The sequence below is a fragment of the Xylocopilactobacillus apis genome, from assembly GCF_033095965.1.
Taxonomy (GTDB): Bacteria; Bacillota; Bacilli; order Lactobacillales; family Lactobacillaceae; genus Xylocopilactobacillus; species Xylocopilactobacillus apis.
Window position 1 is genome coordinate 1009339 of the sequence record NZ_AP026801.1, and the last position, 11651, is coordinate 1020989.

At 32.1% G+C, this 11651-nt stretch carries 13 protein-coding genes; 5 read left to right on the forward strand and 8 right to left on the reverse strand.

The genetic code is table 11. The features are described 5' to 3' along the window. Nucleotides 1-52: 52 nt before the first annotated feature. Genes murC through R8749_RS04820 form a run of 6 tightly spaced genes read right to left on the reverse strand, consistent with a single transcriptional unit; the run spans nt 53 to nt 4904 of the window. On the reverse strand, nt 53-1369 hold the full coding sequence (murC, locus tag R8749_RS04795; protein ID WP_317698324.1) for a UDP-N-acetylmuramate--L-alanine ligase: 1317 nt from the start codon (nt 1367-1369) through the stop codon (nt 53-55). 9 nt (nt 1370-1378) lie between these two features. Beyond that, on the reverse strand, nt 1379-2005 hold the full coding sequence (ytpR, locus tag R8749_RS04800) for a YtpR family tRNA-binding protein (protein WP_317698325.1): 627 nt from the start codon (nt 2003-2005) through the stop codon (nt 1379-1381). Beyond that, nucleotides 2002-2313 carry a thioredoxin family protein gene (locus R8749_RS04805; RefSeq protein ID WP_317698326.1) on the reverse strand — a complete coding sequence of 104 codons (312 nt, stop codon included), beginning with the start codon at nt 2311-2313 and terminating at the stop codon, nt 2002-2004. The genes ytpR and R8749_RS04805 overlap by 4 nt, the downstream gene beginning before the upstream one ends. Next, a complete protein-coding gene (gene trmB, locus R8749_RS04810) occupies nt 2306-2968 on the reverse strand; it encodes a tRNA (guanosine(46)-N7)-methyltransferase TrmB (RefSeq protein WP_317698327.1) in 663 nt (220 codons plus the stop codon). The genes R8749_RS04805 and trmB overlap by 8 nt, the downstream gene beginning before the upstream one ends. After that, entirely contained in the window at nt 2965-4170 is a 1206-nt protein-coding gene (locus R8749_RS04815) for an ABC transporter permease (RefSeq protein ID WP_317698328.1), read from the reverse strand. Before R8749_RS04815 ends, trmB begins: the two co-directional genes overlap by 4 nt. Continuing rightward, nucleotides 4167-4904, reverse strand: coding sequence for an ABC transporter ATP-binding protein (locus tag R8749_RS04820; RefSeq protein WP_317698329.1), 738 nt, complete (start codon nt 4902-4904; stop codon nt 4167-4169). Before R8749_RS04820 ends, R8749_RS04815 begins: the two co-directional genes overlap by 4 nt. Before the next feature lie 26 nt (nt 4905-4930). Between R8749_RS04820 and R8749_RS04825 the strand changes: the two genes are divergently transcribed. From R8749_RS04825 to R8749_RS04835, 3 genes are all read left to right on the forward strand, one after another. Next, nucleotides 4931-5365: an HIT family protein gene (locus R8749_RS04825; protein WP_317698331.1), complete on the forward strand. Its 435-nt coding sequence runs from the start codon at nt 4931-4933 to the stop codon at nt 5363-5365. Beyond that, nucleotides 5355-5663, forward strand: a complete 309-nt coding sequence (locus tag R8749_RS04830) for a hypothetical protein (protein WP_317698333.1) — start codon at nt 5355-5357, stop codon at nt 5661-5663. The genes R8749_RS04825 and R8749_RS04830 overlap by 11 nt, the downstream gene beginning before the upstream one ends. 92 nt (nt 5664-5755) lie before the next feature. Further along, nucleotides 5756-6724, forward strand: a complete 969-nt coding sequence (locus R8749_RS04835) for a peptidylprolyl isomerase (RefSeq protein WP_317698334.1) — start codon at nt 5756-5758, stop codon at nt 6722-6724. A gap of 211 nt (nt 6725-6935) precedes the next feature. Here the strand turns inward: R8749_RS04835 and R8749_RS04840 are convergent, their stop codons facing one another. After that, the gene (locus R8749_RS04840) at nt 6936-7079 is read right to left on the reverse strand and encodes a hypothetical protein (protein ID WP_317698335.1); all 144 of its coding nucleotides are present in this window, start codon (nt 7077-7079) and stop codon (nt 6936-6938) included. A gap of 82 nt (nt 7080-7161) precedes the next feature. Here R8749_RS04840 and R8749_RS04845 point away from each other — a divergent pair, with 82 nt between their 5' ends. Together R8749_RS04845 and R8749_RS10800 are read left to right on the forward strand one after the other, a co-directional pair. After that, a complete protein-coding gene (locus tag R8749_RS04845) occupies nt 7162-7422 on the forward strand; it encodes a hypothetical protein (protein ID WP_317698337.1) in 261 nt (86 codons plus the stop codon). Nucleotides 7423-7426: 4 nt separating this feature from the next. Beyond that, entirely contained in the window at nt 7427-7573 is a 147-nt protein-coding gene (locus R8749_RS10800) for a Mu transposase domain-containing protein (RefSeq protein WP_425613212.1), read from the forward strand. A gap of 370 nt (nt 7574-7943) precedes the next feature. Here R8749_RS10800 and R8749_RS04850 read toward each other — a convergent pair whose 3' ends face one another. Then, nucleotides 7944-11492, reverse strand: a complete 3549-nt coding sequence (locus R8749_RS04850) for a BspA family leucine-rich repeat surface protein (protein ID WP_317698338.1) — start codon at nt 11490-11492, stop codon at nt 7944-7946. Nucleotides 11493-11651: the final 159 nt, after the last annotated feature.

Genomic DNA, 11651 nt, shown 5'->3' on the forward strand with positions numbered 1-11651 from the left:
CTTACCTCCGATAAGTAAATTCTACCTAATTAGTTATTAAAGTCAATCAGTCTTAAGAACGGTAATCTTTTAAATAAGCTTTTTCATATTTCTGAATGTCTCCTGCTCCCATAAATAAAATAACTCCGTTTTTTATTTGAGTTAAATGTTCGAGGTCATCAGTTCTGATAGTCTCTGCTTTATTTCCGATCAAATTAACGATATCTTTGTTAGTCACACTGCCTGATTTTTCTCGAGGAGAAGAAAAAATATCAGTAATAAAAATTTTATCTGCAGCAGATAAGACTTTTCCATAATCATTTAAATATTTAGCAGTTCTTGTATAAGTATGTGGTTGAAAAACTACCGTCAATTTTTGATTTGGAAACATTTGACGGGCAGAATCGATAGAAGCTGCAATTTCATTAGGGTGATGAGCATAATCGTCTATTATAGTTACATCTTTAAAATTAGAAATATTAAATCGTCTTTTTACTCCTTTAAAATTACTAATTTGTTGTTGAATGAGCTTATTAGAAAGCTTTAACTCTTTTGCAATCAAAATGGCAGCAGCAGTATCAATAACATATTGATGTCCAGGTAAACTTGTTTCAAACGTCCCTAACGTTTGATCTTTTTCAACTAGTTTAAAAATAGTTGTATTAGTCTTTCTTTCCGTAATAACAATTTGGACTTGGTTTTCCAGTTTAAATCCAAAATATTTAATCGGACAATTAGTTTCTAATTTATGAGTATTTGAATCATCACCAAAAGCCACAATTAATTTTTTTGTTTGGTTCGCAATTGTATTAAAAGCATCTACTACGTCAGAGAGATCTTTGAAATAGTCCGGATGATCAAAGTCAATATTTGTGATAATTAAATAATCTGGATAATATTTTGTAAAATGGCGTTCATATTCATCTGCTTCAAAAACAAAAAGATTAGATTTTGGATTTCCTTGTCCAGATCCATCGCCGATCAAATAATTAATTTTTTCTTTTTTATTTAAAATATTAGAAAGCAAACCCGTCGTTGTAGTTTTTCCGTGGGCTCCTGAAACTCCGATCGAAGTATAATCTTTGAGATATTCCCCTAAGAATTCATGATAGCGCATTATTGGCAAACCCAATTCTTGAGCTTTTTTAACTTCGGGGTGGTTTTCATTAAAAGAATTTCCCTGAATTATGATTTGCCCAACCTTAATATTATCTGGATCAAAGGGATAAACAGGAATTCCTTCTTCTTCTAATTTATCTTGGGTAAAGACATAATCTGGAATATCAGAACCAGCAACTTTCAGTCCATCATTTTGCATGATTGCAGCTAATGCGCTAAGACCAGAGCCTTTAATTCCAATAATAAAATAATTTCCATTACGATCGATCATTTTGTCCTCTTAGTAAATGATATTTTCAACAGAAGCATAGTCACTTCCTGGTTGAATACTTGAATCATCAATTTCAATAGCTCCTTTAATTTCAGGGGAACTTAAATTTAAGTCAGCTCGATTACATAGTGCTCCAGGGCTTTCAATTCCCCCTATTTTTGAAGCCAATATTTTGCTGCCATTTGGCATAATTGCTCCAGTTTGGGCAACTACGGTTTTAAGACCAACTTTTAAATTGATCGATCCTGAAACTAATTGAAGAAGCTCTTTTTGACCAATTTCAACTTTGATAATCTTTAGCTTTTGAAGTTTTGGATGTTCTTTTATTTCTTTAATAACACCTACTACAAAGTAAGGCCTCTTTAACTCAGAAATTAAAAAATCCTTAAATTCAGGCAATTTTTGGGAAATAAGTTCAATTTCATCGCTTGAAATCGGAATAAAACCACTATTCTTATTTATGTTTAATTTATTACTCCAATTTAATAAATTGAGACCAATCAATTTATCATTAGAATCTTCAATAACTACGATATCTTCTTTTTTATAAACTTTGAAATCAGTATCTGAATTTTTACTAAAATCAAGCCAAATGCTGTCCCCAAAAGCTGGTTGATTAATACTTGCAATTATCATTTATACTTTAACCCACTAATAAATTGATCTATTTCTTCCTTTGTTTTTCGATCTCCGTTAACAAATCTTCCAATTTCTTCACCATTGTTAAGAGCTATAAAACTCGGAATTCCCTTAACCGACATTTTTTCTGCTAATTCTTTGTGTTGGTCAATATCAATTTCAATAAAATTAAATTGAGAATATTCTTTTTCTACTAATGGCATGAAAGGTTTAATAAACTTGCAATCACCGCACCAGTCAGCCGTAAATACTAAAATATTCAGACCTTGATTTAAGTCTCCTTCATTTCCGCTAAATTTATTCATCTTTATCTCCTTTTTTAAAATGGGCTTCTAACATATAAATAGGGGCACCTTTTTTTGAAAATTTAATTTCGTATTCTGTTTCTACGTTTTCTTTTACAAATTCACTGTTGTGTAAATCAAATGTAAGTTTATCAATTATTGCTTCTGATTTATTGGCAATAGTTTTAATCGAATAGATAAATAAACTTTGATTATCAGTTTTAAATGTCAACTTTCCATTTTTATTCAAAATTTTTTGATAACGATCTAAAAATCCTGGAGAAGTTAATCGTCTTTTTTCGTGTCTAGACTTTGGCCATGGATCTGAAAAATTTAAGTAAATATTGTTGATTTCTTGTTTTTCAAAATATTGATCAACTTCTTTCGCGTCTCCAATAATTAAAAACAAATTAGGCAGCTTAAGTTCAAATTGTTTTCTTAACAGATAAGCTAAAGCCATTTCATTAATTTCTAAGGCAATAAAATTTTTTTCAGGATGAATTTTGGCTAATTGAGTGATAAAGCCACCCTTCCCTGAACCAATCTCTAATTCAATTGGTTTATCGTTACCAAAAAAGTTATGCCAATTTCCTTTAATGTCGTAAGGGAATTTTTTATAAAAATTTTGATTTTGTTCGTATAATTCGTCAGCCCACGGCTTTCTTTTCATTCTCAATGGTTAAAAATTTTCCTTATTCTAGAAGTAATGTAAAGTTTAGTAATTAAAATTGTAAAAACAATTCCACCTCCCAAAAAGATAAACGCATTAATAAAATTATAATGGTAATTATCCATCATTACTAATGAATTTATAATTGTATAAGTCACACCTATCTCAATCAAAAATTTTTGGAATAATTTAATCCAATTGCTTTTCTTTGTCGGGAATATTCTAAACCAAAAATTTGAAATCACTTGCTGATAAATTGGAATTAACTGAAAAAGCAATAAATATAGCAATATGAAACTTAAAATTAATGAAAAGATAGAATTTCTAAACAAAAGCAAAATAATTACATTAATCAAAAGTAATCTCAAAAAAAGGCCAAGGTAGTTTCCAGCTCTTAAAAAAGTTTTCCAAAATAAATTCTTTTGAGAAGATTTATTAGACTTAACGAAATCTAAATATTTTCTTCTCTTTATTTGAATTTCACTGTCTGGCAAATCAACAAACAGTGAATAAAATTTATTAATTCGACTTTGTCTCCTTATTTCGGAATCAATCGAAAAATCAACTTTAAAGATTGATTCTTTTTTAATCTTATCAATTGCAGCCGATAAGATTAAATACAAGAAGGATAATCCTAAAAATAAATAATATTTTCCAACAACGATAGGAATCATGACAATTAAATTCAAAAATAAAATTGATATGTTAAATTTTAATCCAGAAAATTTGCCATAAATTTTACTTTTAAAGCTATTAAATAATGCTAACTGCAGGCAAATGAGTCCAGCTAAAATCAATATCCAAACAAAAGGACCATGGGTATGATCTAGTTTATTAATAATTGGAAATACAGCTAAACTACTTAAAGCAAAAGTAATGGTCGGTAGAGCCATACTGTAAGTTGTTGCAAATGCAAAATTTTCTTTAAATTTACTAATAGCTGGTAATAAAAAACTCTGATCTGGCCTCTTAAGCAGAGTTACATAATTAAAACTATTAAGTTCAATAAAAAAAATAATAGCTATTATTGCCCTAAGTAAGTACGGATTAAGGCTTAAAATTGAATTCAAATTTTGAGAATAAAGATAAGCTAAATATCCCATTAAAATAAATAAAATCAGAATAAAGTGATCGTTAAATACATACCTTAAGTATTTACTATTGTTGGCTAAATTTTCTTGAAAACGGTTATGATAGATTTTTTTCATTTGGAATTCTCGGATTTTGCAACTTTTAAATAAATCTCTTCGAGACTAGCATTTTCCATCCCAACAGTTTGACCAATTTCTTGTAAATTACCTTGTGCTTTGATTCGTCCACGATTTAATAAAACAAATTTATCAGCCAAATCTTGTGCATTTGCTAAAATGTGAGTTGACATTAAAATTGATTTGCCCTCGTCTTTTCTTTGTTTAATCAAATGCAAAAGGTCATCAATTGCTACTGGATCAAGGCCAACAAAAGGCTCATCAATAATTATTAGTTCAGGATCAAGCATGAAAGCACTGGTTAACATCATTTTTTGCTGCATTCCTTTTGAAAAATGAACGGGCAGCCAATCCAGCTTGTCTGATAAGCGAAACATTTCTAATAAATTATCAGCTCTTTCTTTTGTTTCTTTATCATTTGAATGATAAACTTCCATTACTAGATCTAGATGTTCTTTTAAAGTCAGTTGTTGATAAAAAATGGGCTGTTCTGGAACATAAGCAATTTTACTTTCATAGTTCGAAAAATCTTCTTTAATAGATAATCCGTCGATTGTAATTTCGCCGGATGCCGGAGTAAGAAGACCTAAAATATGTTTAATAGTTGTTGATTTACCGGCTCCATTAAGCCCGATCAGAGCTAAAACTTCACCTTTTTTAATTTCAAAGCTAATGTCACGGATGATTAATAAATTTGAATAACCCCCGGACACGTGCAATAATTTAAGTGACATATAATTTACCTACTGGAGAGTGTATTTTGAACGATTGTATTTTTTGTAAAATTATAAATGGAGAGGTTCCTAGCTACAAAATTTATGAAAATGAATTTGTTTATTCTTTTTTGGACCTCTCACAAACAACATATGGACACACACTTTTAGTTCCTAGAAAACATGTTCAGGATATTTTTGCATACGATGAAAATCTTGCAAAAAACGTTTTTAGTTCCGTACCTTTAATTGCAAAAACACTTGAAGAGAGTCTAACGGGTCTAAAAGGATTAAATATCATTAATAATAATGGAACTATTGCCGGACAATCAGTCTTTCATTCACATATCCATTTTATACCCCGCTATAATGACAAGGATACCTTCACTTTAAAATTTACAGATAATTCTAAGTCATATAGTGAAAATGACTTAACTGGTCTTGCCAATAAGATGTCGGAGAAAATAAAAAATGAAAATTAAAAATTTAATTATAATCTCTGGTATTTCTTTGGCAGGCTATAAAATCTACGAATTTTTTTCTAATAAAGATAATATCGATTGGATTAATGAACTTTCTGAAAGTTCTCAAACGGTACTTGATAAGTATAAAAAACTTAACGATAAAATCAAAATTCTTCAAAAAGAAAATAACTCCATTGTTATGCCAGTTGTTAAAGATTTAACAAAAAAAATTAATGAATTTGTTTATACCGAAAATTTTGAAATTCAAGAAATTAATGACCATTTACAAAGTATTATACATCTTTTAACAAAGTAGAATCCAACTACATCTTGTATATTTTGCGTAATATTTTTAATTGTGATAAAATTTACTCTGTTGTGAAAAAATTTAATTTAGGAAGTACATACATGCAAAAAAAGTTTTTAGCAGGAACGATTTTATCTGTTTCACTCCTGCTTGTAGGTTGTTCTAGCGGCAGTAAAAATGTTGCTACAATGAAAGGTAAAACAATTACCCAGGATGATTACTATACAGCTTTAAAAGAATCACAGTCTGGGAAATCAACTTTGCAGAACCTAGTGTTGGCTGATGCTCTTGAGCAAAAATATGGCAGCAAGGTTAAGCAGTCAGATATTAATAAACAATATAAAAAGCTTGAAGATCAATATGGTTCTTCGTTACCTAGTATGCTTAAGCAAAGTGGTTATACTGAATCATCTTATAAGAAGGTGCTTCGTAATGGCTTATTAGCTACTCAAGCTTTAAAAGACAAACAGCCTGAAAGCAGTAAGAAGTTTAAAGATGCTCTTAAAGATGCGTGGAAGAACTATTCCCCTAAAATAACTGTTCAACTTATTTTAGTTGATACTGAAAAGAAAGCTAAAGATGTATTAAAAGAATTTGAAGCTGATCCAACTACTAAGAACTTTGCAAAATTAGCTAAGAAATATTCTAAAGATACATCTTCTAAGAATAATGATGGAAAGACTACTCCTTTTGATCCTAAATCATCTTCAACTGGATTAGATCCGAACTTTGTTTCTGCTGCTGGTAAATTAGCTAAAGTTGGAGATTATACAAAGACTCCAGTTAAATACGGTAACGGGAATGGTTATTTCCTTATTAGGTTAGTAGATAAACCTGGCAAAGGTAATTTATCTGATCACGAAAAAGAATTAACTGATCAAATTTATAACCAATGGCAAAGAGATACTACTGTTATGAATCCAATTTATGGCAAGGTATTAAAAGAAGTTGATGCTAAAGTTGTTGATAAAGATATGAAAGATGTTTTATCCTCATTCTATCAAACTCAAAGTAATAGTAACCAGCAAGGTGCTACACAGCAACAAGGTGGTTCAACTTCTGGCAATTAACTTTATAGAGTTTTAAATTTAGGCATTGATAATTTATCAATGCTTTTTTTGTGCGGTAATTTACTTTGATAAAGTTCTCTATTTAAAGTAGTGTTATCCTCAAAATTTTGTTTTAAATTTCGATTTGATTTAATAACAAGTATAAATTATAGTATTTATTTTATAGCATTTATTAGATGTATTTTTTTGAATTAAATTCATCTCATAACATTTAAAGGTGGCGAAGAAATTGACCATGCAGTGAGAAGTATTTTGATTCATTATCGTAAAATTCTTGAACTCCATGCCAAGGAACAGTTCGCAGAGAAATTGCTGCTGTTACAAGTAATTCTCGTCCAAAAATTACAGAAGGCATCAAACCGGTTGAGCTTCATCAGATTAGTCCGCCATTTAATAATACTTATCGGGATTTAGCTGAATACTACAATACAATCGCCATGCCAGCCAAAGTGAGAAAACCAAAAGATAAACCAAGTGTCGAAAAGTCAGTGGGAATTCTTTCAACTTGGGTGATTGCTGCTTTAAGGAACCGACAATTCTTCACGCTTGAAGACATAAATAAAGCCGTTCGTCAGAAACTTAGCGAGTTCAACGAGCGGTCTTTTAATAAAAAATATAAACCGGGCAGCAGGTTAACAGCATTCAAAAAAGAAGAACAGTTTGCCCTGAAACATTACCCGTTGAACCCTACAAAATGACAAGGTGGAAAAAACTTTTTTTCAAAGAGATTACCACGTCAACGTTGAAAGTCAATTTTATAGCGTTCCCTACGAGTATATATCAAATCATGTTCAGAACAAACTGAACAAAGACCTAAAGGAAATCGAATTGCGAGTCATAAACGGTTAAAAGGTAAATATGGCCAATTCTCAACCAATCATCAGCTTTACCTTGTCCATACACCTGAAACTGCTATGAAATGAGATGGTTAATCAATTGGACTGTCGTCTTCAACATTTACCAAAGATTTTTCACTATGAGTTTTCTGCTTGGGTCTGTTGCAATTTACTATAGGTTCCGACAAAATTCATCTATATAAAACTTTCACTTCAATGAAAAAATCACCTTTCAAAAAAAGTGATTTTCTGTTATTTAGCGGTTAAACAATTAATTAAATCTATGTTATTTTAATCTACGTAAAAATTTTGGGTGGTTCCTTTTAACACTGATATTGGATGGTTAATTTTCAAAACAGAATTAAATTGATTGAGTAAATCCTTTAAATACCTGAAGTATTTACCAGTGTAAACGTAACCTGCCCAGTATAGTGACCATGGGTCGGAATATCTACGGGTTTAGCTTTAAAATCTAAACTCCAAGGAATAGAATTTGTTTCTTGATAACCTGTACCTGCAGTTCCGGTGTAAACCGGCTGCGCTATAGTTGTTAAATTATATTGACTGCCGGTGCCAGTATCATTGAACCAAAGCGGATTGCCCCCGATAATTTTAGTTGAATCAGTATCCAACTGCATTTTTTTACTTACTGCCGCTTCAATCTTCCAAGTTTTTCCTTGTCGGACATTACGGTTATCATATTCAGAGAAATTTTGCGCTGAACTATGGTAATCAATCTTTTCCGAAGATTGATGACTTCCAAATTCAATATATGAAGTAGTTGTTAGAGTTTGTTTGCCGCTTTGATCCCAAACATAGGTCCTAGTGTCCGTGTGCACAATGCCAGAATCACTGTATATTTGTGCGGCCGTTTTAAAATCGCCTAATGCATTATGATCGTCTCCTCCTTTAGCAACATCAACTAATTGCCAGCGCGGACTAGTACAGTAATATACAGGTGATTGATTTACTAAATCTTCAATCTCTGTTCCTGGTGTTGGATCGGTCATCATAGTTCCTACAGGTTTTAAAACCAAATTGCATTTTGGCCCTAAAGTCAATTTCCAAAGCGCGGGCGTATTTTTAAGAAAATCTCCTTGATTAATACAGCGACTTGTATCAAATAAACTTAAGTCTAAGCTGGTTAAAGAAGAACAATTTTCAAACATCGATACAAATTGAATGGCATTGCTTGTAACAAAGTGACTTACATCAAGGACCTTCAAGGAACTGCAATTTCTAAACATATAGATAAAGCCCTCTGATTGACTGGTGTCGAAATGACTCACATCAAGATCTTTTAAGTTTGTACACCCATCAAACATCTTTTGAAAATTGGACGCTTTGCTAGTATTAAAATGAGTAACATCAACGCTTGTCAGACTACTACAATTTTGAAACATATTATACATATTCCCTACTTGCGAAGTGTCAAATTTGGTGACATCAAGGCTCGTTAAAGATGAACAACTCGTAAACATCCCAGCCATACCATGAACCTTACTAGTATTAAACTTTGTTACATCAAGGCTCGTTAATCTTGAACAGTCACTAAACATTGAATCCATAGTTGTTACATTTTTGGTGTCAAAATGAGTTACATCAAGATTTGTTAAAGAACTGCAGTCTATAAACATTCCAGACATATCAGTAACTTGACCTGTATCAAATTTAGTGACATCTATACTCGTTAATTTACTACAACCATTGAACATGCTTTGCATAGTCAAAACTTTACTTGTATTAAAATTGGTTACATCTAAATTCTTTAAATTTCCGCAGTAGCAAAAAAGTTCTCTCATATTAGTAACATTGCTCGTATTCCAGGAATTAACAGCCAAAGTTTCTACTGCCCCGCAATATTCGAACATTTCATACATATTTGTAACTTGACTTGTATCAAAACCACTGACATCAATTACAGGTAAGACATTACACTGATAAAACATATAACTCATATCGGTTACTTTACCAGTTTTTAACTTACTAACATCAACTTGCGTTAAAAGGCGGCAATAGCTAAACATTTTTGACATATCGGTAACATTACTCGTATCGATTAGCTCCAGTCCTTCAATAATAGTCATATTATATAAAGAACTAAATAATTCTTTTAAAGACGACCTGGCACTCACTCCTGGTTTAATTATTGCTTTTTTAACCTTACTAACTTGATCAAACCACGGCCACCGTTTATTACCATATTGATCAAGAACATAATCAACGTTTAAGTTCAGCTCATGTGGATAAATTGTTAAATTTCCTGCACTATCAACGTTCCACCACAGGTAATTGCCTAAATTTATCGTTTGAGTTCTGGCAAGGTCATAATTATTATTGTTGTCAACAGCCAAGACATGTAGATATTTTCCAGCTCCATCGTTACGGGTTACATTAAGTGTTGCCACACCAGTTCCATCTGGCATTAGGTTAATATTAGTAACTTCACCATTGGCGTTTTTGACGGGTGTTACCACGCCATTAGGGTTATCATCAATTTGATAAATATATCCCTTAACCCCACTTGTAACGGTAGATCTGACAACGTCTGAATATTTTGTTGTACTTGCAGTTTTAGCCTTTACTCGATAAAAATAATCAGTTCCCTGATCACTAGCACCGACATTAATAGTTGCTTTACTACTATCAGTAGTCACGTTTGCCCATGGCATGTTTGGTGCAGCGTTATCTTTAACTGTATGATCCTCACCGTGGGTTGTTGTATTTAGTGTGCTTGTATAGTAAAGCATGTTAGCAATAATCTTAGCCTCGTCAGGCGTACATGCTCCCGTGATATTTCCCGTCTGAATCATCGCATAATTATTTTTTGTCACGAGATAGTAGTTATTATCTCCAATTAAATTATGTTGATCGTCATAAACCAATCCTGTGTCAAAAACTCGGCCGTCAGGCTTTCCTCCGAAAGTTAAAGGTGTTTGAAACTTCATCCATCGAGTTCCGCCTTGATTGTAGGTATAGTATTGTCCACTAGTATGGCTAGCTTGAATTGTATACGTGAAACTGGGATCCATGTTATAAGGATAGCGATTTAAAAAGCCATCCTGCTCGAACTGAACCTTTGTTGACCCTACCAGTAAATCTACTGTGTCTAAAGAGTTTGTTGTATAGTTTGGAGGCAGTCTACTTCCGAGCAATAAGCCGAGCTTATTGGCAAAAGTATTAAAATATTGATGATTCCAATACGATATTGTATCGTGTCCAAAAATAACTGATCTGCCGGTCTCACCAAAATCAGCGACGGCGCTTTGAGATAGTGCTGTAAGATCATTAACGCCAGCGACCCACCCCCCATTATCATCTTCTGAACCAAAATAAATCCCATCGTAAAGATATTTACCCGAGCTATCTTTTAAATATCCATTGGGATTTTGATTGAAATCTGACAACAATACGGGTGTAACTTCAATTAGGCCCATTGAAACTGGTTGACCAGACCCGTTATCCTGATTCATCCAGGCTTGTAAAAAATTTCCTCCTGGCGGATAAACATTTAAAATTTTAACTTGTTTTCCATAATTAGTTGGCGGATTAGTCCACCCGACATCAGTTGCTGGAATAGTCGGATCGGTTGTACGCTGAACTAAGTAACCATCATTTACATCAGGAATACTATCCCAATCTAAAACTTCAAATGGCTGATTAGAGCTATTAACTTGACTATCGACTTTTAAACGAAAATCATTAGTTTTGACGACACTTCCAAGAATCCTTGGCTCAATCCTCCTCCGTTCTTGCGAGACTAACTTTCCATTTTGAGTTGAAGAATTAGACAGATCAGCTGAATTTTTACTTTGAATGTAGGGTAAACCACTAGCCCGACTATTATCTTTTGGCATAAAACGGCTAAAAGCCAACAGTACCATTAATCCTATTATAAAAAGAAATGGTAATCTGACTTTTTTCCAACTCATCTAAAAACCCTCTCAATAATGAAATTACTTTTATTTTCATTTTAGTATTTTAGCAACTTATTTTTGCTTGCTTTTTAATAAATAATTTGTTCAAATCAGAAAAAGTTTTTTTATGTAATGATTAACTTTAATTTCTAACATTTATAAATATTGATCGGA

What these genes read in the sequence shown, in the direction of transcription:
- murC (WP_317698324.1), bottom strand. Translation starts at nt 1,369, where the DNA reads ATGATCGATCGTAATGGAAATTATTTTATTATTGGAATTAAAGGCTCT.
- ytpR (WP_317698325.1), bottom strand. Translation starts at nt 2,005, where the DNA reads ATGATAATTGCAAGTATTAATCAACCAGCTTTTGGGGACAGCATTTGG.
- R8749_RS04805 (WP_317698326.1), bottom strand. Translation starts at nt 2,313, where the DNA reads ATGAATAAATTTAGCGGAAATGAAGGAGACTTAAATCAAGGTCTGAAT.
- R8749_RS04815 (WP_317698328.1), bottom strand. Translation starts at nt 4,170, where the DNA reads ATGAAAAAAATCTATCATAACCGTTTTCAAGAAAATTTAGCCAACAAT.
- R8749_RS04820 (WP_317698329.1), bottom strand. Translation starts at nt 4,904, where the DNA reads ATGTCACTTAAATTATTGCACGTGTCCGGGGGTTATTCAAATTTATTA.
- R8749_RS04830 (WP_317698333.1), top strand. Translation starts at nt 5,355, where the DNA reads ATGAAAATTAAAAATTTAATTATAATCTCTGGTATTTCTTTGGCAGGC.
- R8749_RS04835 (WP_317698334.1), top strand. Translation starts at nt 5,756, where the DNA reads ATGCAAAAAAAGTTTTTAGCAGGAACGATTTTATCTGTTTCACTCCTG.
- R8749_RS04840 (WP_317698335.1), bottom strand. Translation starts at nt 7,079, where the DNA reads ATGCCTTCTGTAATTTTTGGACGAGAATTACTTGTAACAGCAGCAATT.
- R8749_RS04845 (WP_317698337.1), top strand. Translation starts at nt 7,162, where the DNA reads ATGCCAGCCAAAGTGAGAAAACCAAAAGATAAACCAAGTGTCGAAAAG.
- R8749_RS04850 (WP_317698338.1), bottom strand. Translation starts at nt 11,492, where the DNA reads ATGAGTTGGAAAAAAGTCAGATTACCATTTCTTTTTATAATAGGATTA.